The 25,412-nt window shown below is 63.0% G+C and carries 29 protein-coding genes and 2 tRNA genes; 20 read left to right on the top strand and 11 right to left on the bottom strand.

Annotation, left to right across the window (positions count from 1 at the left end; translation table 11 throughout):
• Positions 1 to 3 precede the first annotated feature (3 nt).
• From KVP70_RS19705 to KVP70_RS19685, 5 genes are all read right to left on the bottom strand, one after another.
• Positions 4 to 456, bottom strand: coding sequence for a GNAT family N-acetyltransferase (locus tag KVP70_RS19705; RefSeq protein ID WP_217943854.1), 453 nt, complete (start codon positions 454 to 456; stop codon positions 4 to 6).
• Between the two features lie 23 nt (positions 457 to 479).
• Positions 480 to 2,648, bottom strand: a complete 2,169-nt coding sequence (locus tag KVP70_RS19700; protein WP_229224938.1) for a formylglycine-generating enzyme family protein — start codon at positions 2,646 to 2,648, stop codon at positions 480 to 482.
• Positions 2,649 to 2,706: 58 nt separating this feature from the next.
• Complete coding sequence (locus tag KVP70_RS19695; RefSeq protein WP_217943853.1) at positions 2,707 to 3,126, bottom strand: hypothetical protein; 420 nt, start codon at positions 3,124 to 3,126, stop codon at positions 2,707 to 2,709.
• Position 3,127: 1 nt separating this feature from the next.
• Positions 3,128 to 3,766, bottom strand: coding sequence for a trimeric intracellular cation channel family protein (locus KVP70_RS19690; protein WP_217943852.1), 639 nt, complete (start codon positions 3,764 to 3,766; stop codon positions 3,128 to 3,130).
• Between the two features lie 88 nt (positions 3,767 to 3,854).
• Complete coding sequence (locus KVP70_RS19685) at positions 3,855 to 4,538, bottom strand: FMN-dependent NADH-azoreductase (protein ID WP_217943851.1); 684 nt, start codon at positions 4,536 to 4,538, stop codon at positions 3,855 to 3,857.
• A 115-nt stretch (positions 4,539 to 4,653) separates the two neighbouring features.
• Here KVP70_RS19685 and KVP70_RS19680 point away from each other — a divergent pair, with 115 nt between their 5' ends.
• Positions 4,654 to 5,556, top strand: coding sequence for a LysR substrate-binding domain-containing protein (locus KVP70_RS19680; protein WP_217943850.1), 903 nt, complete (start codon positions 4,654 to 4,656; stop codon positions 5,554 to 5,556).
• Here KVP70_RS19680 and KVP70_RS19675 read toward each other — a convergent pair.
• Both KVP70_RS19675 and trxB read right to left on the bottom strand, forming a co-directional pair.
• Complete coding sequence (locus KVP70_RS19675; RefSeq protein WP_217943849.1) at positions 5,553 to 6,221, bottom strand: Smr/MutS family protein; 669 nt, start codon at positions 6,219 to 6,221, stop codon at positions 5,553 to 5,555. The genes KVP70_RS19680 and KVP70_RS19675 overlap by 4 nt on opposite strands.
• 4 nt (positions 6,222 to 6,225) lie before the next feature.
• The gene (gene trxB, locus KVP70_RS19670; protein ID WP_217943848.1) at positions 6,226 to 7,179 is read right to left on the bottom strand and encodes a thioredoxin-disulfide reductase; all 954 of its coding nucleotides are present in this window, start codon (positions 7,177 to 7,179) and stop codon (positions 6,226 to 6,228) included.
• Positions 7,180 to 7,428: 249 nt separating this feature from the next.
• Between trxB and KVP70_RS19665 the strand changes: the two genes are divergently transcribed.
• From KVP70_RS19665 to KVP70_RS19640, 6 genes are all read left to right on the top strand, one after another.
• Positions 7,429 to 9,786 carry a DNA translocase FtsK gene (locus KVP70_RS19665; RefSeq protein ID WP_217943847.1) on the top strand — a complete coding sequence of 786 codons (2,358 nt, stop codon included), beginning with the start codon at positions 7,429 to 7,431 and terminating at the stop codon, positions 9,784 to 9,786.
• 14 nt (positions 9,787 to 9,800) lie between these two features.
• Positions 9,801 to 10,436: an outer membrane lipoprotein chaperone LolA gene (gene lolA / locus KVP70_RS19660; protein WP_217943846.1), complete on the top strand. Its 636-nt coding sequence runs from the start codon at positions 9,801 to 9,803 to the stop codon at positions 10,434 to 10,436.
• A gap of 65 nt (positions 10,437 to 10,501) precedes the next feature.
• Entirely contained in the window at positions 10,502 to 11,806 is a 1,305-nt protein-coding gene (locus KVP70_RS19655) for a replication-associated recombination protein A (protein WP_217943845.1), read from the top strand.
• A complete protein-coding gene (locus KVP70_RS19650; RefSeq protein ID WP_217943844.1) occupies positions 11,806 to 13,104 on the top strand; it encodes an NRAMP family divalent metal transporter in 1,299 nt (432 codons plus the stop codon). Before KVP70_RS19655 ends, KVP70_RS19650 begins: the two co-directional genes overlap by 1 nt.
• Before the next feature lie 160 nt (positions 13,105 to 13,264).
• Entirely contained in the window at positions 13,265 to 14,896 is a 1,632-nt protein-coding gene (locus KVP70_RS19645; RefSeq protein ID WP_217943843.1) for a diguanylate cyclase domain-containing protein, read from the top strand.
• A gap of 61 nt (positions 14,897 to 14,957) precedes the next feature.
• Complete coding sequence (locus KVP70_RS19640) at positions 14,958 to 15,791, top strand: alpha/beta fold hydrolase (RefSeq protein WP_217943842.1); 834 nt, start codon at positions 14,958 to 14,960, stop codon at positions 15,789 to 15,791.
• Positions 15,792 to 15,795: 4 nt separating this feature from the next.
• On the opposite strand, the gene KVP70_RS19635 is transcribed toward KVP70_RS19640, so the two are convergent.
• Both KVP70_RS19635 and KVP70_RS19630 read right to left on the bottom strand, forming a co-directional pair.
• Positions 15,796 to 16,209, bottom strand: a complete 414-nt coding sequence (locus KVP70_RS19635) for a hypothetical protein (RefSeq protein WP_217943841.1) — start codon at positions 16,207 to 16,209, stop codon at positions 15,796 to 15,798.
• An 86-nt stretch (positions 16,210 to 16,295) separates the two neighbouring features.
• Entirely contained in the window at positions 16,296 to 16,619 is a 324-nt protein-coding gene (locus KVP70_RS19630; RefSeq protein WP_217943840.1) for a DUF2917 domain-containing protein, read from the bottom strand.
• Positions 16,620 to 16,795: 176 nt separating this feature from the next.
• Here KVP70_RS19630 and KVP70_RS19625 point away from each other — a divergent pair, with 176 nt between their 5' ends.
• The 7 genes from KVP70_RS19625 (at position 16,796) to KVP70_RS19595 (ending at position 21,094) form a co-directional block, all read left to right on the top strand.
• Positions 16,796 to 18,247 carry an aminotransferase-like domain-containing protein gene (locus KVP70_RS19625; RefSeq protein WP_217943839.1) on the top strand — a complete coding sequence of 484 codons (1,452 nt, stop codon included), beginning with the start codon at positions 16,796 to 16,798 and terminating at the stop codon, positions 18,245 to 18,247.
• 154 nt (positions 18,248 to 18,401) lie between these two features.
• A complete protein-coding gene (locus KVP70_RS19620) occupies positions 18,402 to 18,599 on the top strand; it encodes a hypothetical protein (RefSeq protein WP_217943838.1) in 198 nt (65 codons plus the stop codon).
• 91 nt (positions 18,600 to 18,690) lie between these two features.
• Positions 18,691 to 19,980, top strand: coding sequence for a serine--tRNA ligase (serS, locus tag KVP70_RS19615; protein WP_217943837.1), 1,290 nt, complete (start codon positions 18,691 to 18,693; stop codon positions 19,978 to 19,980).
• Between the two features lie 67 nt (positions 19,981 to 20,047).
• Positions 20,048 to 20,137 (top strand) — tRNA-Ser (locus KVP70_RS19610).
• 31 nt (positions 20,138 to 20,168) lie between these two features.
• A tRNA-Ser gene (locus KVP70_RS19605) sits at positions 20,169 to 20,258 on the top strand.
• 124 nt (positions 20,259 to 20,382) lie between these two features.
• Positions 20,383 to 20,649: a PAAR domain-containing protein gene (locus KVP70_RS19600; RefSeq protein ID WP_116989649.1), complete on the top strand. Its 267-nt coding sequence runs from the start codon at positions 20,383 to 20,385 to the stop codon at positions 20,647 to 20,649.
• On the top strand, positions 20,642 to 21,094 hold the full coding sequence (locus KVP70_RS19595) for a hypothetical protein (RefSeq protein ID WP_217943836.1): 453 nt from the start codon (positions 20,642 to 20,644) through the stop codon (positions 21,092 to 21,094). The genes KVP70_RS19600 and KVP70_RS19595 overlap by 8 nt, the downstream gene beginning before the upstream one ends.
• Here the strand turns inward: KVP70_RS19595 and KVP70_RS19590 are convergent.
• A complete protein-coding gene (locus KVP70_RS19590; protein ID WP_229224937.1) occupies positions 21,091 to 21,636 on the bottom strand; it encodes a UPF0149 family protein in 546 nt (181 codons plus the stop codon). The genes KVP70_RS19595 and KVP70_RS19590 overlap by 4 nt on opposite strands.
• A gap of 79 nt (positions 21,637 to 21,715) precedes the next feature.
• Here KVP70_RS19590 and KVP70_RS19585 point away from each other — a divergent pair, with 79 nt between their 5' ends.
• A complete protein-coding gene (locus KVP70_RS19585; RefSeq protein ID WP_217943835.1) occupies positions 21,716 to 22,219 on the top strand; it encodes a hypothetical protein in 504 nt (167 codons plus the stop codon).
• A 1-nt stretch (position 22,220) separates the two neighbouring features.
• Here the strand turns inward: KVP70_RS19585 and KVP70_RS19580 are convergent, their stop codons facing one another.
• Complete coding sequence (locus KVP70_RS19580; protein ID WP_217943834.1) at positions 22,221 to 22,370, bottom strand: hypothetical protein; 150 nt, start codon at positions 22,368 to 22,370, stop codon at positions 22,221 to 22,223.
• A 117-nt stretch (positions 22,371 to 22,487) separates the two neighbouring features.
• Between KVP70_RS19580 and KVP70_RS19575 the strand changes: the two genes are divergently transcribed.
• From KVP70_RS19575 to KVP70_RS19555, 5 genes are all read left to right on the top strand, one after another.
• Complete coding sequence (locus KVP70_RS19575; RefSeq protein WP_217943833.1) at positions 22,488 to 23,219, top strand: SIMPL domain-containing protein; 732 nt, start codon at positions 22,488 to 22,490, stop codon at positions 23,217 to 23,219.
• Between the two features lie 5 nt (positions 23,220 to 23,224).
• A complete protein-coding gene (locus tag KVP70_RS19570) occupies positions 23,225 to 24,181 on the top strand; it encodes a phosphotransferase family protein (RefSeq protein ID WP_217943832.1) in 957 nt (318 codons plus the stop codon).
• Between the two features lie 226 nt (positions 24,182 to 24,407).
• Positions 24,408 to 24,551, top strand: a complete 144-nt coding sequence (locus tag KVP70_RS19565; protein WP_217943831.1) for a hypothetical protein — start codon at positions 24,408 to 24,410, stop codon at positions 24,549 to 24,551.
• A 142-nt stretch (positions 24,552 to 24,693) separates the two neighbouring features.
• On the top strand, positions 24,694 to 24,831 hold the full coding sequence (locus KVP70_RS19560; RefSeq protein WP_175001208.1) for a hypothetical protein: 138 nt from the start codon (positions 24,694 to 24,696) through the stop codon (positions 24,829 to 24,831).
• 141 nt (positions 24,832 to 24,972) lie between these two features.
• Positions 24,973 to 25,338, top strand: a complete 366-nt coding sequence (locus KVP70_RS19555) for a hypothetical protein (protein WP_217943959.1) — start codon at positions 24,973 to 24,975, stop codon at positions 25,336 to 25,338.
• Positions 25,339 to 25,412: the final 74 nt, after the last annotated feature.

Raw genomic sequence — 25,412 nt, 5'->3', positions numbered from 1 at the left:
GGATTATTTCTTAACGGTGCAGGTGTAGAAGAAATCGTCGTCACGCTCCCAGCCTTCGGCTTCGTAGAGCGCTTGTGCGGTCGTGTTTGTATTGGCGGTTGATAGCGCAAGGCGAATTGCACCGACCGTGCGCGCGAAATCGGCGGCGGCCTTCAGCAGTTTGGCGCCCACGCCTTTCCGACGGCCCAGTTCATTGACGAACAAGTCGTTCAGGACGTAGATCCGCCCAAGCGAAACGCTGGAAAAGCTTGGGTACAACTGCGTGAAGCCGATCGGCTCGGACCCGTCATGCGCGATAAACAGCACCGACTCGCCATTGCCGATTCGGTCGATCAGGAATTGCTTTGCCGCCGCGACATCGCTTTCGCGGCCGTAGAACTGGCGGTAGCCGTCGAATAAAACGGACAATGCTTCAATATCGGTGAGTGCTGCCTGACGAATACTAATTGTGCTCATGCGGGTTCCATTTATAAACTTTGTTATTCGGTAGTGATGTCTTTCGCGCCCCGGAATCCCAGGCCGCCGGAGCGGTCTTTGGACGGGGCCATCAGCAAATACTTCCCGTGTTCATTCAGCTTGTAGGCTTGTGGGAAGTACCAGTATGAATCTTGCGGCTGGTAGTAGCTGCCGCCGCGCAGGATCGCTGTGCGGGTATGCTCATCGGCGAACTCGTTGGTCCATTGCCAGACGCCGCCGATCATGTCCTCGACGCCAAACGGGCTGGCCGCGCCCGGGTGCTGGCCGACCTGTTCCGGCGCCGGAAGGTCGCGTCCCTTGGCCGGTGCCGGGACCATCGCTGCATCCCACTCATTGCCCCATGGGTAGAGGCGGCCGTCGTTGCCCTGGCCAGCATACTGCCACTCCCATTCATTCGGCAAGCGCTTGCCGGCCCATAGCAAATATGCGCGGGCGTCTTCCAGCGCAACCCAGGTCACCGGCCGGTTCTCATCGCCGGAGCGAGGGCTGCCGTTCACCCAATGCTTGAGGAAGTTGTGGTCGTCCTTGGGCTGATAGGCGGTCGCGCTGACGAATGCCTTGAACTGGGCGTTGGTGACCGGGTACTTGTCGATGTAAAACGGCTTGATCGTCAGGCGATGCACATGGCCGCGCCTGGCGGACGGCTCCCAAGGGTACTGCACATCCAGCCCCGGTTTGTTTTCGCCTTCGATTTCAACGCCGTGCACCTGGAAGTCAAAGACGGTTCCCGGTATCTTGACCATGCCGTCGGGTTGGTTGCTGGCGGGAGGGCTGGCTGCGATCGGCGTCATTTTCTGCGGCAGCGGTCGCCACTGGTCGGAGTAGGATCGCAGGGGTTTGGCGGCCTGCCGCGCCAATCGCTTCAAGGTGAGGTCCAGGTTGGCGACGCTCACGTCGCGGTCGACGCGCAGCACGGCGCCGTAGCCGTGCGCTTCCAGTGGCATGCTCAGTTCGGCGTGACCGTCGCCGATCAGTGGCGCGATTTCCTTGCCGTTCCAGACGTCGAAGTAGCGCTGACCCGGCTGGTGCGGAACCCGCATGATGCTCTCGTTCACGCTCCAGTCGGTGCGATTGATGATGGTCCACAGCGACTTGCCCGCCAGCGGAAATTCGCTGGCGTAGACGCCGTAATGCAGCGTCGGGACATGGGGTCGCCAGTCGGCGCTGACCAGATGATCGGGGAAGGCGCGATAGATGGTCGAGATGCGCCGCATCGCTTCGCCGTCGCGCGGCGTGAACTGGTTCCACCAGCCCCAGACGTTCTCCCAGCTTTCGATGCCGACGCCATTGAAGAAGGCGTCCTGCAAAATATTGGTGCGGTCGGTGGCCCAGCGGTCGCACACATGCACCATGTGGCGCGGTTCCATCCACTTCCATTTGCTGACCAGGGGCACCAGCGAGCTCGGCCAGTAACCCCAGCTCTGCTGGTTGTAGGCCAGCATGGCATCGTCCTTGAACGCGAGCTCCGGTTCCAGCGCGACCGGATGGCCGGTGGCGTCGGAGGCGGTGCGGTATTCCAGCGGCAGGCCATCCATCGTATCGCCGTTGATGCCATCCGCGCCGATCTCCGCCGTCAGCGCGGCGGTGGCCTGATGCATGGTCGTGCCGACGTCGCGCGAGCCTGTATCCCATGGCATGGTGGGGAAGAACACCTTGACGCCGCGCGCGTGGAAGTTCTTGATCAACTGACGAACCCCGGCAATGCCGCCGGGCAGGTCGCGCACCATGTCCCACTGGTTGCGGTTGTCGATGCCGATGTTGGGGTAGACCGGCCACAGCAGCACGCTGTCGATGCCGCCGTAGCGCTGCTCAAGGTCTTGCAGATAGCGGTCGACCGTGTAGTGCCCGGCGACCGGATCGTACAGATAGCGGTCCTCCACCATCGCCTGCGGCTGCACGAAATTGCGCTGGGTCCAGCGCAGCTCAGGGCGGCGATACTGGGCGTCGTCGTCCTGGATTTTAGCCAGCTGCCCGGTGCGCCAGCCGCGCATGGCGGCCAGCCATGCTTCGTGCTTGCCGTTGGGATCGCGCTTCCAGTTGTTGAGACGGGCGAGCCAATCCGCTTCTCCGGCGTCTTGCTGGTCTGGGCCGAGGATCTGGCTGCCTCGTACGTCAACCACGATGGGCGCGGCCACGGCGACCGGAAACGCTTGCGCAAGCAACGCACTCAACAGGCAAGCTGCTAACGAGGTTCGTTTCGGATGTTTGTTCCGCATTTTTTATAGCCTCTTATCGCTGAAGAATGCTTTTGCCTGACTCTGCGCGCCAGGCAATGCGGATCGTCGACATCACGAATATCAGGAACAGTGCCTGTGCCAAAAACGATGGGATATCAAAGCCGTAAGTCGCTCCAACCCAGGAATTAATGATCACGTCGCATACGATAATCGCGGCCGCGAGGCTTAGGCCGACTAAGGGTTTGGTTATCAGTAAGATGACAGCAAGCGCGTCAATAAATGTCAACGCAGTCCAAAAGACGCATACGAATACGGGCAATCCACCATAATCCCAATTTAAGCCGTGTGCGGCAACTATGCTCGCGTGATTGTAGGTGGCACCGGTAAGACAGATGACATAAACAAGGCGTATCCAGAACGATGGGTCTCGAACGATATTCACAAATAATTTCTCATTACGGGAGGTCGTCAACTCAGTTCTTGTGGTAGTGCAGGTGCAACTCGAACTTCCACGTCACCAGCCGCAGCACGGTGATGCAGGCGGCGCTGGCCCACAGCGCGAAGTCGTCGGAGACGTCGGTGTACTGCAAGCCGATGTACATCCAGCAGCCGAAGAAGGCGCAGATGGCGTAGGGTTTGCCGTCGCGGAAGACCATCGGCACTTCGTTGCAGACGATGTCGCGCAGCACGCCGCCGAAGATGCCGGTGATTACGCCCATCATCGAGGCGATGAACAGCGGCATGTGCGCCGCCTGCGCCTGCGACACGCCGGCCACGGCGAACAGCCCGAGGCCGATGGCGTCGGCCACCACGATCAGGCGTTCGGACAAAATCTGGCGCAGCGTGCGCATCAGCGGCGCCGCCACCAGCGCCAGGATGAAGATCAGGATCGCGTATTCCTGGTGCAGCACCCAGAACAGCGGCCTTCGGTCGAGCAGAATGTCGCGCAAGGTGCCGCCGCCGAACGCGGTGATGAAGGCCACCGTGAACACGCCCACCACATCCATGCGTTTGCGGCGCGCTTCAACAAAGCCGGAAAACGCACCCACCAGTATCGCGACAACTTCGATGACGGTGATCAGGGAAACGTGCGGAACAGGGACGTGCTTCATGTAGGCTTCTGGACAAAGTGATGATGCCATAGGTTAACATGACAAACCGACCACGTGTCATCATTCTGCTGTCCATTGCGGCGGACGGCTACGCGGGTCGCCGTTGCGTGCTCAGCAGGGTCACCAACTCTGCGACCTGTGACTCCGCCGCCACAAGCGACGCCTTCAATCGTCCGTCGCCGAATTCGTCGAATTCAACCGCCGCCCCGTGCACGTCGGTGATGCCGATATAGCGCAGCGCCGTGGTGATCGACGGTTCCACGTGATTCATATGGGCGATGCGTTGGCCTTGGCCGTAACCATGGTCGCCGCGCGAGCTGAGGATGACGAACGATTTGCCATGCTGGTCCAGCAGTGGCCAGTAGGGCGCGCCGGCGCGGCCGCGGTCGAAGCCGAACGTGCGGCCCACGCGCACGATGTTGTCGATGTAGGCCTTGAACTGCGCCGGCACGTTGAAGTTATACATCGGCACGCCCGCCACGATGACGTCGGCCGCGCACAGTTCATCGATCAACTGGTCGCTTTCTTCCAACGCCGCGTGCATCCACGGCAGGCGCTGCTCCGGCTTGGTAAAAGCCGCATGTATCCAGTCGCCCGTCACGTGCTGCGGCGGCTGGGCGCCCAGGTCGCGATAGATTACCGTGTCGTCGGGATGCGCAGCCCGCCAGCGCGCGACAAAGCGCGACGTCAGGCGCCGGGTGTGCGAGCCGAACGGCTGGTTTGCGGAATTGCCGGGGCGGGCGCTGGAATCGAGGTGTAGCAGTGTGGTCATGATCTAGGTGCGGTATGCTCGCGAGTTGTCGAGCAATGACTATAGGTCGCGCCGTCATGCCCGGCAAACCAGCTGAATTGCTGCCAGATGAATTGGATTCACTCGAGGACACACCATGTTTCGTGCTTTACCGGTTATCGCGCTGCGCACTTTCGAATCGTCGGCGCGCCACCTGAGCTTCAAGCTGGCGGCCGACGAACTGGCGGTGACGCCGGGCGCCGTATCGCACCAGGTGCGCACGTTGGAGGAGTGGCTGGGCGTGGCGCTGTTCGATCGCTTGCCGCGCGGCGTCCGGCTGACGCCCAAGGGCGAGACGCTGTTCCACTCGCTGCACTCGGCGCTGGCCGACCTGGCGCAAGTGACCAGCAGGCTGCGCGCGGCGCCAGTGGCGGGCCGCCTGACCGTGACCACGCCCTCGTCGTTTGCCGCGCTGTGGCTGGTTCCCCGCCTGGACCGGTTCTACGCCAAACATCCGGAGGTCAACCTGCGGCTGGACACATCGACCGCAACCATCGACCTGCAGCAGGACGCCAGCGTCGACGTGGCGATACGCTACGGCGGCGGGCCGTATCCGGACATGGTCAGCCCGGGCAGCATGGCCGAGACCTTTGGCGTCTATGGTGCGCCGGGCAGGGTGGATGAGTTGATGGGGCAGGCCGCACCGTCGCTGATCTCGGTGCATTGGGCTAAGTCCACACTGTACCGCGACAGCTGGCGCGCATGGTGCGACGCGGCCGGCAAAGGGTGGTTGTCGGGGCTGCCTGGCCTGGCGTTGCGGGAGTATGCGGAGGAAATGTATGCGCTGCAGGCGGCGATCGCCGGGCAGGGGCTGGTGATGGCCAGTTCCATCCTGGTCGCCGATACGGAGCAGAGGGGGCTGTTGAAGGCCGCGCGGCCGGACCTGCAAATCGCCGGCGGCACTTATACCGTGTTGTGCGTGCCGGGCCGGGAGCGGCATCCGCCGGTCCAGGCTTTCTTCGATTGGCTGCGCAGCGAGTGGGCAGCCGTTAGGTCTTAGCGCTGGACTTGCAGCGCGGCGCGCAGCAGCACGATCAACGCGCCTTCGCCACCCTCGGACGGCCGCGCCTGGCAGAAGGCCACCACTTCTTCCTTCTGCACCAGCCAGCTGTGCACCATGGACTTGAGCACCGGCTCCTGGCTCTTGGAGCCAAAGCCGCGGCCATGAATCACGCACACGCAGCGGTGGTTGCGCATGGCCGACTTGCGCAGGAAATCGCCGATGGCGTCGCGCGCGTCGTCGCGGCGCAGGCCGTGCAGGTCCAGCTCGTCCTGCACCGGCCAGTGGCCCTTGCGCATCTTCTTCACCACGTCCGGGCCGACGCCGGGAGCGGCGTAGTTCAGCGCCGGATCTTCTTCCAGGTAATGGTCGACTTCAAACAGGTCGGACAGCGACTCGCGCAGCACGGCCGCGTCGTCCTCGGCCTGCGTCAGCTTGCGGGCCGGCGCGGCGGCCACCGACGCCGTCTTCGGCATCTGCGGCACGTAGCGGTCCGACACCGGCATGCGTTTGACGCCGCCCACGCTGGACTGGAAGATATTCGCTTCCACTGCCTGCACCTTTTCCCGCTTGACGCGTTCCGCCTCGGCGGCGGCGCGCGTGTCGGCCTGCTCCTTGAGCTGCTTGGCCAGCGATTTCAGATCGGCGAAGTCTTTCAGTCCCACGGTATTACTCCTGGCCTTCGAGGTAGCGCTGGGCGTCCAGCGCGGCCATGCAGCCGGTGCCGGCGCTGGTGATGGCTTGACGGTAGATGTGGTCCTGCACGTCGCCTGCGGCGAACACGCCCGGTACGCTGGTGGCGGTGGCCATGCCTTCGGTGCCGGTCCTGGTCTTGATGTAACCGTTGTGCATGTCCAGCTGGCCTTCGAAGATGCCGGTGTTCGGCTTGTGGCCGATGGCGATGAACAGGCCGTGCACGGTCAGCTCGCTGACGGCATTGCTGTCGGTCGACTGGATCTTGATGCCGGTAACGCCACTGTCGTCGCCCAGCACTTCCTGCAGCGTGTGGTTGTACTTGATGACGATCTTGCCTTCGGCGACCTTGGCGTTCAGGCGGTCGATCAGGATGGCTTCGGCGCGGAACTTGTCGCGGCGGTGGATCAGCGTCACTTTGGTGGCGATATTGGACAGGTACAGCGCTTCCTCGACGGCGGTGTTGCCGCCGCCGACCACGGCCACTTCCTGGCCACGGTAGAAGAAACCGTCGCAGGTGGCGCAGGCGGACACGCCCTTGCCCATGAACGCCTGTTCCGACGGCAGGCCCAGGTACTGTGCCGAGGCGCCGGTCGAGATGATCAGCGTGTCGCAGGTGTACTCATGGCTGTCGCCGATCAGGCGGATCGGTTTTTCTTGCAGCTTGACGGTGTGGATATGGTCGAACACGATGTCAGTATTGAAACGTTCCGCGTGTTGCAGGAAGCGTTGCATCAGGTCCGGGCCTTGCACGCCCAGCGGGTCCGCCGGCCAGTTTTCCACGTCGGTGGTGGTCATCAGCTGGCCGCCTTGTTCCATGCCGGTGACCAGCATCGGTTTCAGATTGGCGCGGGCGGCGTAGACAGCGGCGCTGTAGCCGGCTGGGCCGGAGCCAAGGATCAATACACGAGCGTGTTTAGGTGTGGTCATGGAAGGCTTCTTAATATGTTGGATTAATCCGAATTTGGGGGCATTTAGTGTGACGGCAAGGGCGGCAGCATGGCGACCGCTATTGCATTCACGAAGGCAATACAAGATTATAGTGCAAGCAGCGCATCAGGATGAATCGTCGGGCCGGTTGGGGCCCATATGCCTTAGAATAGCCATATCTGAATATTTCCTGACCGATAAGATTGCAACACCTTTATACCTATGAGCAGTAAAAAAGTTCAGGAACGCATGCCAAAAGCCTCTTCCGCCGGATCTTCCGCCTATACCCGCACCCCGACCGAACGCCAGCCCCTGCCGAATCGGCTGGTGCGGCTGCTGTCCGAGGCGCGCTGGCTGGCGCTGGCCGTGCTCGGCCTCTATTTCGTGCTGATCCTCGTCAGCTACGACAAAATGGACCCCGGCTGGTCCCATGAGACGCTGGTGCCCAAAGTGCACAATCTTGGCGGGCGCGCGGGCGCCTGGCTGTCCGACTTGCTGTTGTATATCTTCGGCTTTTCGGCGTGGTGGTGGGCGTTTTGCCTGCTGCGCATCGTCTGGCTGGGGTATCGCCAGCTGACGCAGAAATATGTGCTGTCCAGGGAGCCCGATCCGGAGCACGCGCAGGAACCGCTGATACGCGGGATAGGCTTCGTGCTGCTGTTTATCGGCAGCGTCGGGCTGGAATACCTGCGCATGTACTCGCTGCATGTGCAGCTGCCGCGCGCGCCGGGCGGCGTGCTGGGCCAGCTGATCGGCCATTCGGCCCACGTGGCGTTCGGCTTCACCGGCGCGACCTTGTTGCTGTTGCTGCTGTTCGGGCTGGGGCTGAGCCTGTTCTTCCACGTCTCGTGGCTGACCCTGGCCGAGCGCATCGGCGGCGGCATCGAGCTGATGATCGACTGGTTCATCCAGCGCTACCAGTACCGCGAAGACCGCCGCCAGGGCGAAGTCGCGGCCGTCAAGCGCGAGGAGGTGGTGGTCATCGAGCGCGCCAAGCACGTGGAGAAGCATCCGGTGGCGGCGCCGCCGGTCAAGATCGAGCCGCAGGTCGTCACCGTCATCAAGTCCGAGCGCGTGGAGAAGGAGCGCCAGGCCAATCTGTTCCAGGACCTGAGCGGCGACAGCCGCCTGCCGGCGCTGTCCCTGCTGGACGAGGCGGCCGAGGTGCAGGAAACGGTGTCGATCGAAACGCTGGAATTCACCAGCCGCCTGATCGAGAAGAAGCTGTCCGACTTCGGCGTCGAAGCCAAAGTGGTGGCGGCCTATCCGGGCCCGGTGGTCACGCGCTACGAAATCGAGCCGGCCACCGGCGTCAAGGGCAGCCAGATCGTCGGCCTGGCGCGCGACCTGGCGCGTTCGCTGTCGCTGACCTCGATCCGCGTGGTCGAGACCATTCCGGGCAAGAACTACATGGCGCTGGAGCTGCCCAATCCGAAGCGCCAGATCGTGCGCCTGAGCGAGATCGTCGGCTCCAAGGTCTACAACGACAATCCGTCGCCGCTGACCGTGGCGCTGGGCAAGGACATCGCCGGCAAGGCCGTGGTGGCCGACCTGGCCAAGATGCCGCACTTGCTGGTGGCCGGCACCACCGGTTCGGGTAAATCGGTGGGTATCAACGCCACCATTCTGTCGCTGCTGTACAAGTCCGACCCGGCCGACGTGCGCATGATCCTGATCGATCCGAAGATGCTGGAGATGTCGGTGTACGAAGGCATCCCGCACCTGCTGGCGCCGGTCGTGACCGATATGCGCCAGGCCGGCCATGCGCTGAACTGGGCGGTCAACGAGATGGAGCGCCGCTACAAGCTGATGTCCAAGCTGGGCGTGCGTAACCTGGCTGGCTACAACGCCAAGATCGCCGAAGCCAAAAAGAAGGAAGAGCACATCCCGAATCCGTTCAGCCTGACGCCGGATTCGCCGGAGCCGCTGGACAAGCTGCCGACCATCGTCATCATCATCGACGAGTTGGCCGACCTGATGATGGTCGTCGGCAAAAAGGTGGAAGAGCTGATCGCCCGCATCGCGCAAAAAGCCCGTGCCGCCGGCCTGCACTTGATTCTGGCGACGCAGCGCCCATCTGTCGATGTGATCACCGGCCTGATCAAGGCCAACATCCCGACCCGTATCGCCTTCCAGGTGTCGTCGAAGATCGACTCGCGCACCATTCTGGACCAGATGGGGGCGGAAGCGCTGCTCGGCATGGGCGACATGCTGTACATGCCTCCGGGCACGGGCTTGCCGGTGCGGGTGCACGGCGCCTTCGTGTCGGACGAGGAGGTGCACCGCGTGGTCAAGCATCTGAAGACCACCGGCGAGCCGAACTATATTGAAGGCATCCTCGAAGGCGGCACGCTGGAAGGCGAAGCCGGCGGCGGCGACGCGGTGGCGGGCGAGGCCGGCGGCGAAGCCGATCCGATGTACGACCAGGCGGTGCAGGTGGTGTTGAAGAACCGCCGCGCCTCGATCTCGCTGGTGCAGCGCCATCTGCGCATCGGCTACAACCGCGCGGCGCGCTTGCTGGAACAAATGGAAAATAGCGGCGTGGTCTCCGCCATGCAATCGAACGGCAACCGCGACATCCTGGTGCCGGCTGCCAGTGCGGAATAAATAGGATAAATCGTATGATGCGTTTCAAACATATCGTGGTGCTGGGCGCCGGCCTGCTGGCCGTGGCCTTGGCCCAGGCCAGCGCGCTGGAGCAGTTCAAATCCTTCGTCGCCTCGACCAAGGCCGCCAAGGGCGAGTTCACCCAGAAGCAAGTGAAGAACACCAACGGCGAGGCGCCCAAGGTCTCGACGCCGGCCAGCGGCACCTTCGTGTTCGCCCGTCCGGGCAAGTTCATCTGGACCTACGTGAAGCCCTACGACCAGGTGCTGCAAGCCGATGGCGACCAGCTGTTCATCTTCGACAAGGACCTGAACCAGGTCACCGTGAAGAAGCTGGGCGACGCGCTGGGCTCGTCGCCAGCCGCCATCCTGTTCGGCAGCAACGACCTGGAAAAGAACTTCACGCTGTCGGAAGCGGGCGCCAGGGAAGGCCTGGAATGGCTGAAGGCCGTGCCGAAAGCCAAGGACACCAGCTTCGAACAGATCACCATCGGCCTGCGCAACGGCTTGCCGGAAGCGATGGAGCTGAAGGACTCGTTCGGCCAGACTTCGGTGCTGTCGTTCCGCAAGATCGAAAAAAATCCGGCGCTGACTGCGACGAGTTTTAAATTCGTCATGCCGAAGGGCGCCGACGTATTCAATAATAATTAAAATCCTGCTGTTGCGGGCGCCAACGCCGCAGCTGCGACGCTGCGGCGTTTTTCCTTTTAGAGATCATGGCAGATTTATTTTCCACCGAGCCGCGCCAGCCGCTGGCCGAAGCGCTGCGGCCCAAGACGCTTGACGACGTCATCGGCCAGCATCACCTGCTGGGGCCGGGCAGGCCGCTGCGCCTGGCGTTCGAGTCCGGCCAGCCGCATTCGATGATCTTGTGGGGCCCGCCTGGCGTGGGCAAGACCACGCTGGCGCGGCTGACCGCCAACGCCTACGAGTGCGAGTTCATCGCGCTGTCGGCCGTGTTCTCCGGCGTCAAGGATATCCGCGCCGCGATGGAGCAGGCCCAGCACAACCTGGACATGGGCAAGCACACGATCCTGTTCGTCGACGAGATCCACCGCTTCAACAAGTCGCAACAGGACGCCTTGCTGCCCTACGCCGAATCCGGCCTGGTGACCTTGATCGGCGCGACCACCGAGAACCCTTCGTTCGAAGTCAACTCGGCGTTGCTGTCGCGCTCGCAAGTCTATGTGCTGCATTCCTTCGACGACGCCGAGCTGCGCCAATTGGTCGACAAGGCCCGCGCCAAGGTGCTCACGCATCTGGAGTTCGACGAAGCGGCGATCGACACGTTGATCGGCTACGCCGACGGCGACGGCCGCCGCCTGCTGAACCTGCTGGAGCAGACCAGCACCGCCGCCAACGCCGCCAAGACCAACCAGATCACGCCGGAGTTCATCCAGAACGCGCTGACCCTGAACGCGCGCCGCTTCGACAAGGGCGGCGACAATTTCTACGACCAGATCTCGGCGCTGCACAAGTCCGTGCGCGGCTCGAACCCGGACGCCGCGCTGTACTGGCTGTGCCGCATGCTCGACGGCGGCGCCGACGCCAAGTACCTGTCGCGCCGCATCGTCCGCATGGCGTGGGAAGACATCGGCCTGGCCGATCCGCGCGCGATGCAGATGGCCAACGACGCCGCCGCCACCTTCGAGCGCCTCGGTTCGCCGGAAGGCGAGCTGGCGCTGGGGCAGGCGGTGATCTACCTGGCCATCGCCGCCAAGAGCAACGCCGGCTACAACGCCTTCAACCAGGCCATGGCCTTCGTCAAGAAGGACAAGTCGCGCGAGGTGCCGGTCCACCTGCGCAACGCGCCGACCAAGCTGATGAAGGAGCTGGGCTACGGCCACGAATACCGCTACGCCCACGACGAGCCGCACGCCTACGCGGCCGGCGAAACCTACTTCCCCGACGACATGCGCGAACCCGGCTGGTACCGGCCCGTGCCGCGCGGCCTCGAAAGCAAGATCGCCGACAAGATGGCTTTCCTGCGCCAGTTGGACGAGGAAGCCGGCAAGCCCTGATGCTCCCCGACGCCAGCCAAACCGCCGCCGCGCCCGCGCGCGACTCCGCCACCAGCTGGCTGAAGAAACTCGGCCCCGGCCTGATCACCGGCGCCGCCGACGATGATCCGAGCGGCATCGCCACCTATTCGCAGGCCGGCGCCCAGTTCGGCTTCCAGATGTTGTGGACGATCTTGTTCACCTATCCGCTGATGGTCGGCATCCAGGTGGTGAGCGCGCGGATCGGTCGCGTCAGCGGCAAGGGCCTGGCCGGCAATATCCGCGAACATTTCCCGTCCTGGCTGGTGCGCGCCATCGTCGCCTTGCTGCTGATCGCCAATACCGTCAACATCGCGGCCGACGTCTCGGCCATGGGCGAGGCGGTCACGCTGATCGCCGGCGGCTCGTCGCGCTGGTATGCGGCGCTGTTCGGCCTCATATCGCTGCTGCTGCAAGTGCTGATACCGTACCACCGCTATGTGCGCTTCCTGAAGTGGCTGACGCTGGCCCTGCTGGCCTATGTGGCGACGGTGTTCACGGTCCACGTGCCGTGGCTGCAAGTGGCGGCGGCCACCGCCATGCCGCGCCTGGAATGGTCGCCGGCCTACATCACCACCATGGTGGCGGTGTTCGGCACCACCATCAGCCCCTACCTGTTCTTCTGGCAGGCTTCGCAGGAAGTGGAGGAATTGCAGGCCTGTCCGCAGTCTCAGGCGCTGCTGGAGGCGCCGGCGCAGGCGCGCGCCAATTTCCAGCGCATCAAGGTCGACACCGTGATCGGCATGGGCTTCTCCAACCTGGTGGCGTTCTTCATCATGTTGACCACGGCGGTGACGTTGCACCTGCACGGCATCGCCGCGATCGACACCTCGGCCCAGGCGGCGGCGGCCTTGCGTCCGCTGGCCGGCGAGTTTGCGTTTGCCTTGTTCAGCGCCGGCATCATCGGCACCGGCATGCTGGCGGTGCCGGTGCTGGCCGGCTCCGCGGCCTACGCGGTGGCGGGCGCCCTCCAGTGGGAGAAGGGGCTGGAGAAAACCGCGTCGCAGGCCAAGGGCTTCTACGGCATCATCGCGGTTTCCACCATCATCGGTATTTTGCTGGGCTTTACTGCCATCGACCCGATCAAGGCCCTGTACTGGAGCGCGGTGATCAACGGTGTGATCTCGGTGCCTATCATGGTGGTGATGATGTTGATGGCTGGACGCGCCGTCATCATGGGCCGTTTCGTGATCGGCCGCCGCCTGCGGATACTGGGCTGGGGCGCGACAGCGGCCATGGCGCTGGCGGTGCTGGCCATGTTCTGGACGATGTTGTCCTGATACGTTGTTTCATGGCAACGGAGTCGGCGCGATCCACAACTGGCGTAATATACTGGTAACACACAGTGGTAATACCTAGTGCCGCCGAACTCCCGCGTGCAACGATGGCTAGTCCATTCGATCCGCAGTGTCCTGACGGGCTTGCACTTCAGGAGTTCTCATGCGGCCTTTATCTGGCTTCTTTTTAAGCTTTAAGTTCAAGATCACCGCCCTGGTGATCGCGCTGGTGCTGGCCGCGGGCATCGGCACGGGCGGCATTTCCCTGCTCATCGCCGAGTCGGAACTGCGGCAGGTGATCGCGCGCCAGGAGTTGTCGCTGCTGACCAGCGCGGCCGCCTTGATCGACAGCGACCTGCAAGACAAACGGCAACTGCTGCGCCTGCTGGCCGAGCAGTTCCAGGCGCACGAACTGACGCTGGACCAAGTCCAGCTGGAACTGGAAACCCACGAAACCTTGCGCGAGGAGTTTTTCAATGTCTCGGCCTTCGACGCCACCGGCAAGCTGATCGCCAGCCTGCGCGACCGCAACGCCAAGCGCATCAACATCTCCGACCGCAAGTACTTCCAGGAGACCTTGCGACTGAAGGAGGGCGTGATCTCGGCGCCGTTCAAGAGCGTGCTGTCGGGGAAGCCGGTGTTCGTGCTGACCCAGCCCCTGCGCGATTCCAGCGGCAAGATCGTCTGCGTCCTGCTGGGGGCGATCGACCTGCTGCGGCCGTCGTTCTCCGCTCAGATCGACTCGCTGCGCACCAGCACCGAGGGCTACCTGTTCATCGTCACCGACGATGGCGTGATCGTTCACCATCCCAATAAAAAACTGCTGCTGGAAAAGGGCGACGATGGTGTCGGCACCGTGCTGGAGGCGGCCTTGCAGGACGGCGAGGGCTGGCAGGATGGCATCCTCGACGATGGCGTGCCGGTGCTGCTGGTGCATAAGCATCTGCGCGAGGCGCCGTGGACCATCGCCTTGTCGTATCCGGTGGAGAGCGCCTTCGCGCCCATGCGCAGCGTGCGGCTGCGGGCCTTTGCCGGCGCGGCGATATTGACCGGATTGGCCGGATTGTTCGGCTGGGCGGTCACCAAGAAGTTGCTGCGACCGCTGGGCCGGCTGCACCGGCACGTGGAGGACATCAGCGCCGGCGAGGCCAGCATCGAAGTGTTCGACGTGGACCGGGCCGACGAGTTCGGCCACCTGAGCCGGGCGTTCTATGCGCTGTCTCAAAGCCGCGCGCGCGCCGAGCTGGAGCTGCACCGGCTGGCCACCACCGATGTCCTGACCGGCATCGGCAACCGCCGCATGTTCGACGATTTCCTGCCGAAGGCGCTGGCGCGGGCCGCGCGCGCCGGCCAGCAGGTGGGGCTGGCCTTCCTCGATGTTGACCACTTCAAGGAGATCAACGATACGCTGGGCCACGCCGCCGGCGACCAGGTGCTGGTGGAGTTCGCCCGGCGCCTGGTGGCCTCGGTGCGCACCACGGATACGGTGGCGCGCCTGGCCGGCGATGAATTCGTGATCGTGTTCGAGCAGCTGGCGTCCAACACCGAAATCGATGTGCTGGGGCGGAAGATTGTGGAGGCCATGCATGAACCCTTCCCGTGCGGCGCGACCCAACGCCGGGTCACGGCCAGCATTGGCATCGCGCTGACCACCAGTCCGACGGTGACGGTCGACGAAGTCATGCGGGCGGCGGACCAGGCGCTGTATGGCGTCAAGGCTGCCGGGCGCAACGGCTTTGCCGTCAACCAGGTCGGGGCCGAGCGCGTCTTGCGGGTGCGGCAACCCGGCCGATGATTTCGGCCGGGTTCAAATGTTGTAAGATGAGGGATTGAGGAAGCGGTGAGCGAGGAGCAGCATGCAGCAGGTGACCAAGGTTGACGGCATCGAAGTCTATAGCGAAGGCGAGGGCGCCGAGACCATCGTGATGATACACGGCTGGCCGGATACCTACCGCGTGTGGGATGCCCAGGTTGAAGAACTCAAGCACCGCTACCGTTGCGTGCGCTTCACCCTGCCCGGTTTCGACATCAACAAGCCGCGCCGCGCCTACTCGCTCGACGCCACCATCCGCCTGATTTCCTACGTGGTCAACAGCGTGAGCCAGAAGCAGAAGGTGATCCTGATGCTGCACGACTGGGGCTGCATGTTCGGCTACGAATACTACATGCGCAACAAGCAGGCGGTGTCGGCCATCATCGGCGTCGACATCGGCGACGCGCAGTCGAAGGCGGTGCAGGACTCGCGCACCTTGTCGCAGAAAATGATGGTCAAGGGCTACCAGGGCACGCTGGCGCTGGCCTGGGCGATCGGCGGACCGATCGGCAATATGATGACGCGCTACATGGCGCGCGTGCTGCGCGTGCCGTCGCCGAAGGAATACATCAGCGTCAAGATGAACTTCCCGTACTACATCATGGCCGCCGGCGAGGCCGGCTCCTACCGCAATATGGTGCGCTTCGTGCCACAGGTGCCAATGCTGTTCATCTACGGCGCCCGCAAGCCCTTCATGTTCCATTCCGCCCCCTGGGCCGACAAGCTGGCGGCGAAAGAGGGTTGCAAGGTGGTGGGCTTCAACACCGACCACTGGCCGATGTTGCGCCAGCCCGAGCGCTTCAATGAAGTGGTGCTGGGCTGGCTGGAAAAACCGGCCGACAACGACGAGGCCGCCGAGCAGGACGCGGCGGCCTGATCCATTAACGCAGCTTGATCGGCTTCAGGTAGGGCGCGAACGGCGGCGCCGGCAGCTGGGCCGAGGCGTAGGCCTGGCGGAAGCATTCGGCCTTGCTGTTGTCGACGTCGGTGGTGCTGCGGATAACCTTGCCTGCAGAGTCCAGCGTCAGCACGATCACCACCGGATACTTGGACTTGTCGTGGCAGTTGCCGCGCTCATCGAGCTTGTTCGAGTTGTTGAAGTTGATCGACACTTCCTCGTACTTGCTGGCCTTGTCGTTCGGGAACTGGGCGTTGAATTTGGCCATCTCGCCGGCAAAGGCCGGGTTGGCCGGCGGCGGTGCTTCGACCTTGGGCGGGCCGCCCAGGGTCGAGCAACCGGCGGCGATCATCATGACGGCGCCGGCGGCGGCTATTTTCAGGAATGGCTGGTTCAAATTGTTCTCCTCGGTGTCTGTACTGTTGATACATCGTACATAGTCCGGGGATATCACGGCGCACGATTAGTTGCGTAGGTGAAATCCTACAATCCCCACCCCTGCAGCGCCGAGGCGAACCTGGCCTGGATCGTCGCCCATCCATGCGGCACTTCGGTGTCGGCCGGCAGGCGCACCCGCACCGCGCGCGGACCGACCGCGTCGATCAAGGTCAGGCCGTCGTTGGGCACCTCGAAGCTCTGGCCCTGGCGCAGCATGAAGTCGGTATGTTCGCCGTAGGCGGTGATCCAGGCGGTGCCGGCCAGGCATTCGATGTGGCGGCCCGCCGCGCCGGCGATGCGCAGCGGATGGTTCTCCGACAGGCTGTATTCGGCCTGTCCCTGCGTCAGTGCGAGTAGTTCCGGTTTCATGGTGGCTCCTGCGGTGGTGATTCGTGCAACCAGAATACGCAGCGGCGGCCGACCATAACAGATGCAGCAAATCGAAATTGTGACCATCACAATGACGAATGGACTAAACTGTTATGGTCGAAATTTGCGCTCGCTGTACCTGTCGCCATCGGGCGGGGCGGGGCCACAATAGCCGGATGTCCCATCAACTCACTCTGTATGAAAACCTGGCCAACGAACTGGGCGGGCTGATCGCCAGCCGCGTCTTCGCGCCGGGCGACCGGCTGCCGTCGATCCGCCACCTGGCGCAGCAGAAGCGCCTGTCGGTCAGCACCGTGATGCAGGCGCTGCGGCTGATGGAGGACCGCGGCCTGGTCGACGCCAAGCCGCAGGCGGGCTACTACGTGCGCCATCGCCCGCGCATGAGCGTGGTGATGACCGACGCCGAGCATTTGCAGGAGCCGGCCTACGTCGGCATCAACAACCTGCTGATGCGGGTGCTGAGGGCCAACGAGGACCCCGGCCTGGTGCAGATGGGCTCGGCTTGGCCGCTGCAGGAGCTGCTGCCGATGAAGCGCATGCAGAAAACCGTGGCCGCCGTGGCCCGGCGCGATCCCGGTCTGTTGAGTACGGTCAGCTGCTACGACACCAACCATCCCGAGTTCATCCGCCAGATCGCCCGCCGCGCGCTGGACTGGGGCCATCTGGACCAGAGCGAGATCGTCGTCACCGGCTCCTGCACCGAGGCGCTCAGCCTGTGCCTGCGCGCGGTGGCCAAGGCCGGCGACACCATCGCGATCGAGTCCGCCACCTATTTCGTGCTGCTGCAGCTGATCGAGTCGCTGGGCATGAAGGCGCTGGAGATACCCACCCATCCGAAGACCGGGCCGTCGATCGACGCGCTGGAGCTGGCGATGAACGCCGGCCTGGTGCAGGCCGTGTTGCTGATCCCGAACGCCAACAATCCGCTCGGCTGCATCATGCCGGAGGCGAACAAGAAGCGGCTGGCCAATCTGCTGTCGCAGCACGATATTCCGCTGATCGAGGACGACGTCTACGGCGACCTGTGCTTCACGCCGGAGCGGCCGTGGCCGGTCAAGGCCTACGACACCAGCGGCCACGTGATGCTGTGCGCCTCGTTCTCCAAGGCCATCAGTCCCGGTTCGCGGGTCGGCTACGTGGTGGCGGGGCGCTACGCGCAGGACATTGTGGTGCAGAAGATGCTCTCCAGCGGCGCCACCAGCCAGTTCTTCCAGGCCGTGCTGGCCGATTTCCTGACCGGCAGCGCCTATGAGAACCAGGTGCGCAAGATGCGGCGCGCGCTGTCGCAGCGCATCGCCCGCATGTCGGATGCGATTTGCGAGACATTTCCGCACCAGTGCACCGTGTCCGAGCCGCAGGGCGGCTTTGTGCTGTGGGTCAGCCTGCCGGAGCAGGTCGACGCGCTGGCCCTGCACGGCGACGCCGTGGCGGCCGGCGTGGCGTCGATGCCGGGGCAGCTGTTCTCGGCCACGGGTAAGTTCCGCAACTATCTGCGGCTGAACTGCGGCAATCCCTGGGGGCCGCGCACCCAGGCCGCCATCGCCACCCTGGGCCAGCTGGTGCACCGGCATGCCGACCGGCCGGCCGGACTGCGCAGCGCCGCCTGAATTGTTCGCTACCCACCGGTTTTTTGCACTTCAGGCGCCGTTTCCGGCGCTTCGTCGCATCCCGATGGCGACGCGTAGGGCCTTTAGGTACAGTACAACCATACCAAGCAGCGTTACCAAACAACGCGAAACCAACCACCTGAAGGAGTACATCATGAACATCGCTAAAAACATGGAAATCATCTTCGTCGCCGCTACCGTACTGGCCGCCGCCACGACCTTCGCCACCGCCGCCGACACCGCTGTCGCCCCGGTCGCTCCAGCCGCCAAAGTCGCCGTCTCGACCGCCAAAATGCAAGTCGTGACCGTGACCGCCAAGCGCCTGACCGCCGCCGAAAAAGCCGCACTGTAATCACCGCAGCCGGCGGGCTGCTCAAAACTCGCAGGGAAGTGGCATCCTCTTGGTACAATTGTCGTTTTCGATACCACGGCACTTGTTCCCCATGATTGATATCCAACTTCTCCGTAAAGATATAGCAAACGTCGCCGCGCGCCTGGCGACCCGCAAGTTCCAGCTCGACGTGGACGGTTTCAACGCCCTCGAAGCCGAACGCAAAGCGATCCAGACGCGCACCGAAGAGCTGCAGGGCAAGCGTAACTCGCAGTCCAAGCTGATCGGCATGATGAAGGGCAAGGGCGAAGACACCACCGCCCTGATGGCGGAAGTGGCCGGCCTGGGCGACGAGCTCAAGGCCAACGAAACGGCGTTGTCGGCGGTACAGGCCAAGCTGGGCGATTTCATGCAGGCCATCCCGAACCTGCCGCACGAATCGGTCCCGGTCGGCACGGATGAAAGCGGCAACGTCGAGGTGCGCAAAGTCGGCACGCCACGCACGTTCGAATTCGACGTCAAGGATCACGTCGATGTCGGCTCCCCGCTGGGCCTGGATTTCGACGTGGCGACCAAGCTGACCGGCTCGCGCTTCTCGGTCATGAAAGGCGGCATCGCCCGTCTGCACCGCGCGCTGGCGCAGTTCATGCTGAACACCCACACCGACGAGCACGGCTACACCGAGTGCTACACCCCGTACATGGTCAACGCCGATTCGCTGCGCGGCACCGGCCAGCTGCCGAAGTTTGAAGCCGACCTGTTCTCGGTGAAAAAAGGCGGCGCGGAAGGCGAGGGCGAGAACTTCTACCTGATCCCGACCTCGGAAGTCACGCTGACCAACCTGGTGCGCGACGAGATCGTGGCGGCCGACACGCTGCCGCTGAAGATGACCGCGCACACCCCATGCTTCCGCTCGGAAGCGGGCAGCTACGGCCGCGACACCCGCGGCATGATCCGCCAGCACCAGTTCGACAAGGTCGAGATGGTGCAGGTGGTGCATCCGGACACCTCGTACGCGGTGCTGGACGAAATGGTCGGCCATGCGGAAACCATCTTGCAGCGCCTGGGCCTGCCGTACCGCGTGATGTCGCTGTGCACCGGCGACATGGGCTTCGGCGCCACCAAGACCTACGACCTGGAAGTGTGGCTGCCGGCGCAGAACACCTACCGTGAAATCTCGTCGCTGTCGAACTGCGAAGCCTTCCAGGCGCGCCGCATGCAGGCGCGCTTCCGCAACGCCCAGGGCAAGCCTGAACTGCTGCACACGTTGAACGGTTCGGGCCTGGCGGTCGGCCGCACTTTGGTCGCCGTGCTGGAGAATTACCAGCAGGCCGACGGCTCGGTGGAGATCCCGGCCGTGCTGCGTCCGTACATGGGTGGATTGACTCACCTGAAGGCGTAAAATAGCCCTTCCTTTTTCCCGGCGGCCTGCTATAATCTTGCCTTCTCGCAGCAGCAGGTGGGAAAACGGAGAGGTGGCAGAGTGGTCGAATGTACTTGACTCGAAATCAAGCGTACGTTAAATCGTACCGTGGGTTCGAATCCCACCCTCTCCGCCACAAAACGCTGCTGTAAGAAAATGTACCACCAGGAGAGGTGGCAGAGTGGTCGAATGTACTTGACTCGAAATCAAGCGTACGTTAAATCGTACCGTGGGTTCGAATCCCACCCTCTCCGCCACGAATAGCAGTAGAGAAAAAAGCTTCCGGGAGGAAGCTTTTTTTTCGTTCAGATTTATTGCAGCCGTGCGACGTAGCGAAAATAGCAATGCTATGATCGCCGCATTGAATCAGTGCGAGGCGATATGGGCGGGAAAGCAATCATCAGGCTGGGCGACAAGACGTCGCACCACGGCACGGTACTGGAAGGCCATCAGGACGTGATCGTGATGGGCAAGCCGGTGGCCGGCGTCGGCCACAAGGTCAGCTGCCCCAAGTGCCGGGGCACGCCGACCATCGTCGAAGGCGCGGTCACGCACACCATCATGGGCGTCAGCACCGCCGTGGAAGGGATGAAGACCTCCTGCGGCGCCGTGCTGATCGCCTCCCAGCAGACCGATACCATTGGTTGAACTGCCCGTCGCTGTGGCGCTTGCGGATTATCCGTTCAAGGAGCTGGTCGACAGCCGCCACGGCAAGGTCTATCACTGCCAGTTCGTGGTAACGGACGACGACCTGCCAGGCGTACTGAACTTGCTGGCCGCGCACGCCAACGATGCGGGCTGCATCACGCGCCACGCGGCGCGACCGGAGTTTGGCGGCAGCGTCATCGAGCTGGCCACCAACTCCGTGGCGTTGCTTCGGGCGCTGGACGCCATGCGCCCGCGTCCACCGGCTCCGTGGCTAGCCTTTCCCGATATCGACGCGGCGGCCTACGGAAGTCTGCAAGGCAGCCTGGATTATTGGTGGACCTGGCTCTGGATGCCGTACTGGAATAACGCCACGCCGGACGAGCGCGAACAATTACTCGCGCTGGCCTCCGACGACTGGCGCGAGTTCTTCGACTTCCATGTCTAAGCGGCGTCGCCGCAGCACTTCTTGTACTTCTTGCCGCTGCCGCAAGGGCAGGGATCGTTGCGGCCGACTTTCGGGCCTTTCGGCGGATGCCAGTAGGCGTTGATCTGGATGACCGCTGGCGTCACCGCGTCGGCCCATGCGTCGCCTTCGCGCTGGAACGGCGCCAGCCATTCCGGGTGGGCCGCCTGCAGCGGCGCCCAGGCCGCCGCGTCCACCTGCATGCCGGCCGCGAAACCTTCGCACCACTGCTCGGGCCCCCAGTTGCCGCCGCATTCGTAGATCGGCTCGAAGCTGGCCGGGTCCTTGCTCATCCAGGTTTGCATGTAGTGGTAGTGGCGCAGCGCCAGCGGCTCGGCGGCGGGATTTTTCAAGGCCGCCGGCAGCCAGCCTTGCGGCGCCAGTTTGGCCGGGCCGATGACGATGGCGGTCAGGAAGCCTTCCAGCCAGGATACGTCCTGCATCGCGTCCAGCGCATCGTATTCATCGTCGTTCAGTGGCGTGTGCTGCATGGTGGGGACCTCGTAGTCTATGTGAGCCGACATTCTACGCATCAATCATGTGGCCATGTTTGCGACTTTGGCAATATCATGCATGCCAATACCACCATCCCAAGGAGCAGACATGAAACCAATAAAAATGCTGGCCGCAGCCAGTTTGCTGATGAGCGCGATGTTGGCCAGCGCCGCCGCGCCGGACGCCGCCCAGGTCAAGGCCGCGCACGATCTGCTGGCCTCCATGCAGGCCGAGAAAATGCTGCGCACCACCGCCGGCATGAGCAAGTACCCCAGTCCGGCCCAGCGCGAGCTGATGATGGCCAAGCTCGACAAACTGCCCAACGAAACCATCTACAGCCGCCTGGCGCTGCCGGTGGCGCGCCTGCTCAGCACCGGGACGGCGCTCGAGATGACCCAGTACTACCAGTCCAGCTATGGCCAGAAAGTGCTGGCCCAGACCTACAACGGACCGCCGCGCCTGTATCCCGCCGACCCGACCCCGAGCGCCAAGGAAAAGGCCGAGCTGAAGAAGCCGGCCTTCGTCAAAGCCAACCAGGAATTCAAGGCCGCCGAGCAGGCCATCCACCACGAAGCCTTCCTGCTGATCGCCGAGATCAACAAGGCTAAATAGTTTATTTCGTTTTCGGCGGCGCGGGCTTGAGCTTGGGCGTTTCGACTATCAGCACATGCTTGTCGACGGCGCCCGATTTTTCCTGCTTGACCACCTGCACCGCGACCGGGCGGTTGTCGTGCACCGAGCGTGGACGTCTTGGAGCCAGCATGTTCTTCCCCTGAGTGATTGTTGTTGGAGTGGCAAATGGGTATGTTCCCACTGTTTGCAAGTTGTCAAATAGTAAAAAGTATTGGATACTCCAGCTTTCACTCTTGAAAGTCGCTCAATGCTGAAGAAACTCGCACTTGCCGTTGCCCTATTGCCCTTGGCTGCACACGCTTCCAACCTGCCGGATTATCCCTTCATCCACGTCGGCGGCGAAGGCTTCCTGCGGGTCATGCCGGACATGGGCGAGATCGATTTCGACATCAGCGCCTTCGACGCCGACACCAACGCCGCCGTGGCCGTCGTGCAGGCGCGCGTGGCGGAAGTGCAGGCCTTGCTGGCCGAGCAGGGCGGCGATCCCGGCAAGGATACCGAGGCCGAGGTGAGCTTCCGCGACATGCGCAAGGAAATGCGCAAGGCCGCCAATCCCGATCCGAGCGCGTCGCCCGAATATGAGATCCGCAGCGCCGTGCACGTGGTCGTGCGCGACCTGACCAAGTGGCGCGCCATCATGCAGGGCCTGCTGGGCAAGCCGAATATCGACCACATGAGCACAGGCTTCGGCAAGAGCGACCGCCTCCAGACCGAGCAGGACCTGACGGCCGCGGCGATCAAGGACGCGCAGCGGCGCGCCGAGGCCATGGCGGCTGGCTTCGGCAAGAAGGTGGGCGCGGTGACGGCCATCTCGTCCGGCCAGCTGCGCAACCTGACCAATGCCGTCGGGCTGCTGCCGGTGGACTTCTACAACAAACGTACGCGCGGCACCGCCGCCAACGGGGCGGAAAAAGACTTCCTGTCGATCCAGACGCTGCAATGGACGCAGACCGTGGATGTGATCTTCCGCATCAAATGAAAGCCGTGCTCAATTGCCTGCCGCGAGGCGTCGACAACGCCGCCTGCCGCGACTTCATTGAAAACGCGCCGCTGACGTCCTGGCTGCCGGTGCTCGACCATCTGCGCCAGGCGTTTGGCCTGGCGGACGGTCCGTGGGAGAACATCCCGCAAGGATCGAACGCCCTGTTCGGCTTGAAGGGTGTGATCGTCAAGCTGGTGCCGCCCAACTGGCGCCGGCAGGGCGACAAGGAAATACTGGTCGCCCCGCTACTGGAAGGCAAGCTGTCCTTGCAAACGCCGGGCTTGATCGGCAACGGCGAAGTCGACGACTGGGTCTTCGTGATAACGACGCGCCTGGACGGCGTGGTGCTTGCGGACGTGTGGCCGACGCTGGACATCGAACAGAAACGCGCGATCATGATGCAGACCGGGCAGCTCCTGCGCGAATTGCGCGCGGTGGCGTTCGCTGACGATATCGCGATCAAGGTGGATTGGCCGTCGTATGTGCAAGGTCTGGTCGATGGTTGCATGGCGCGCCATCGACGCCGGATGATGCCCGAGGGTTTGCTGGAGCAGGTGCTGCCCTATATCGCCGCGGCGCGGGATTTTGCGCAGCAGGGAACGCTGCGCTTCATCCATATGGACATCCATCCGTGGAACCTGATGGCGAAGCAGGAAGAGGGCGGCTGGAAGCTGACCGGCCTGTTGGATTTCGGCGACGCGATCATCGGCAACAGCGACCGCTTCGAGTTGTTGACACCGATGATCTTCATGGCGCAAGGCAGTCCCGTGCTGCTCAAGGCGCTGCTTGAATCCTACGGCGCGATCGGCGACATCAGCCCGTCCGCATTGCAGCGCCAGCTGACGGCCTGCATGCTGGTCCGGCCGGATTCCGACGTCATGTTCTGCATGCGGCAAGTGCCGATCAGCGGCCCGCGCGACAACTGGGAACAGATCGCCGCGCAGATGTTTCCCATCTAACACCGGGGTCAAGTCTGACATTCGGACACGAGCTCTGCCGTAAACGAGAATACGGCAGAGCTCGTGTCCGAATGTCAGACTTGACCCCGGCGGTGAGAGTCCTTACGCCAAGCGACGGCCAGCGTGCGGCAACGCACGCTGGCCGTCAATCGGCCACTTGTTTATCCGCCGCTTCCCCTAATCTGCCTCTTGAACACCTCATTTTCACTTCAAGGAGGACAGTCCCATGAATATCCGCGCCCACACCACGCCCGAGCCCGATTTGCCGACGCCACAACCGGAAAAAGATCCGCCGCCGGACAATATGCCACTGCCCGACCAGGCACCCATCGAAGAGCCCCAACCCAAGCAGGTGCCGATCAAAACCTGACCGCGTTACCCCGTGAGAAAGTGTGAAAGTTGTTGCTCAATGGATACATATTTTAAACTTTGTGCTGAACGTCACATTAGGGTAATCAAAGAGTTTCTATAATTAAGTCATGTCATCGATTCACCCTCTCACGGAGAGCATCATGGGCAATTCCTTACACAACAAAATCTACCTCGGCCGTCGTAGCGTCGCTTTCAGCGCGAAGCGTGTTCAAGCCCTGATTTGTGTAGCGGCATTTGCCACCATCGGCCTGATCTGGCTGGCGATCCGAGCGTTTTGAGCCACACTTTATTCTCGTTTTGAGGCGGCCATGCCGCCTCCGGTCGCGTATCGGAGGCGTCGGGTCGGCGCATTGTCTTGCCGTCGCTGCGTCGGGCGCGTACCATGAGGGCCGCAGCAGTCTCTTATGGATAAAATGGCAATGAAGAACGAGAAATTAACGCAAGACGAATACAACGCACTCGATGAAGTGAAGCGCGGCATCAAGGGCGAGCGCGTCAGCGCCTGTGTCGGACGCAACACCAAGCGCCTGACCGGCATCAAGCTGTTCACCATCGCCAAGAATGGCCGTATTTCGCTCACCGACAAGGGCGAGGAAATCCTGTTCCTGCGCCGCTGCGTGCTGGGCTTGCGCGCCGTCGAAGCCGATCCGGCCAGCGTCCTCGACGCCGACGTCGCCCAATTCCTCGGCAAGAAGTCCCATATCGTGCCACGCGCCGAAGGCGGCTACGATATCAGCGACAAGGGCCGGGAGTCGCTGGCCGATATCGCCAGGCAAGGCTTGTAAGACCAAAAAACGCTCCTCCGGGGCGTTTTTTTTGCGTTAATGTAGAGGCATTAAAACAAGAAGAGACCGCCGGT

Source organism: Duganella violaceipulchra, assembly GCF_019166075.1.
Taxonomy (GTDB): Bacteria; Pseudomonadota; Gammaproteobacteria; order Burkholderiales; family Burkholderiaceae_D; genus Rugamonas; species Rugamonas violaceipulchra.
The sequence above is the reverse complement of the archived record's forward strand: the minus strand, read 5'-3'. Positions and strand labels throughout refer to the sequence as shown.

Excerpts from the sequence above, each read along its gene's own strand:
- KVP70_RS19705 (WP_217943854.1), bottom strand. The coding sequence starts at position 456 with ATGAGCACAATTAGTATTCGTCAGGCAGCACTCACCGATATTGAAGCA.
- KVP70_RS19690 (WP_217943852.1), bottom strand. The coding sequence starts at position 3,766 with ATGAAGCACGTCCCTGTTCCGCACGTTTCCCTGATCACCGTCATCGAA.
- KVP70_RS19685 (WP_217943851.1), bottom strand. The coding sequence starts at position 4,538 with ATGACCACACTGCTACACCTCGATTCCAGCGCCCGCCCCGGCAATTCC.
- KVP70_RS19680 (WP_217943850.1), top strand. The coding sequence starts at position 4,654 with ATGTTTCGTGCTTTACCGGTTATCGCGCTGCGCACTTTCGAATCGTCG.
- trxB (WP_217943848.1), bottom strand. The coding sequence starts at position 7,179 with ATGACCACACCTAAACACGCTCGTGTATTGATCCTTGGCTCCGGCCCA.
- KVP70_RS19665 (WP_217943847.1), top strand. The coding sequence starts at position 7,429 with ATGCCAAAAGCCTCTTCCGCCGGATCTTCCGCCTATACCCGCACCCCG.
- lolA (WP_217943846.1), top strand. The coding sequence starts at position 9,801 with ATGATGCGTTTCAAACATATCGTGGTGCTGGGCGCCGGCCTGCTGGCC.
- KVP70_RS19655 (WP_217943845.1), top strand. The coding sequence starts at position 10,502 with ATGGCAGATTTATTTTCCACCGAGCCGCGCCAGCCGCTGGCCGAAGCG.
- KVP70_RS19650 (WP_217943844.1), top strand. The coding sequence starts at position 11,806 with ATGCTCCCCGACGCCAGCCAAACCGCCGCCGCGCCCGCGCGCGACTCC.
- KVP70_RS19645 (WP_217943843.1), top strand. The coding sequence starts at position 13,265 with ATGCGGCCTTTATCTGGCTTCTTTTTAAGCTTTAAGTTCAAGATCACC.
- KVP70_RS19640 (WP_217943842.1), top strand. The coding sequence starts at position 14,958 with ATGCAGCAGGTGACCAAGGTTGACGGCATCGAAGTCTATAGCGAAGGC.
- KVP70_RS19630 (WP_217943840.1), bottom strand. The coding sequence starts at position 16,619 with ATGAAACCGGAACTACTCGCACTGACGCAGGGACAGGCCGAATACAGC.
- KVP70_RS19625 (WP_217943839.1), top strand. The coding sequence starts at position 16,796 with ATGTCCCATCAACTCACTCTGTATGAAAACCTGGCCAACGAACTGGGC.
- KVP70_RS19620 (WP_217943838.1), top strand. The coding sequence starts at position 18,402 with ATGAACATCGCTAAAAACATGGAAATCATCTTCGTCGCCGCTACCGTA.
- serS (WP_217943837.1), top strand. The coding sequence starts at position 18,691 with ATGATTGATATCCAACTTCTCCGTAAAGATATAGCAAACGTCGCCGCG.
- KVP70_RS19600 (WP_116989649.1), top strand. The coding sequence starts at position 20,383 with ATGGGCGGGAAAGCAATCATCAGGCTGGGCGACAAGACGTCGCACCAC.
- KVP70_RS19590 (WP_229224937.1), bottom strand. The coding sequence starts at position 21,636 with ATGTCGGCTCACATAGACTACGAGGTCCCCACCATGCAGCACACGCCA.
- KVP70_RS19585 (WP_217943835.1), top strand. The coding sequence starts at position 21,716 with ATGAAACCAATAAAAATGCTGGCCGCAGCCAGTTTGCTGATGAGCGCG.
- KVP70_RS19580 (WP_217943834.1), bottom strand. The coding sequence starts at position 22,370 with ATGCTGGCTCCAAGACGTCCACGCTCGGTGCACGACAACCGCCCGGTC.
- KVP70_RS19575 (WP_217943833.1), top strand. The coding sequence starts at position 22,488 with ATGCTGAAGAAACTCGCACTTGCCGTTGCCCTATTGCCCTTGGCTGCA.
- KVP70_RS19565 (WP_217943831.1), top strand. The coding sequence starts at position 24,408 with ATGAATATCCGCGCCCACACCACGCCCGAGCCCGATTTGCCGACGCCA.
- KVP70_RS19560 (WP_175001208.1), top strand. The coding sequence starts at position 24,694 with ATGGGCAATTCCTTACACAACAAAATCTACCTCGGCCGTCGTAGCGTC.
- KVP70_RS19555 (WP_217943959.1), top strand. The coding sequence starts at position 24,973 with ATGAAGAACGAGAAATTAACGCAAGACGAATACAACGCACTCGATGAA.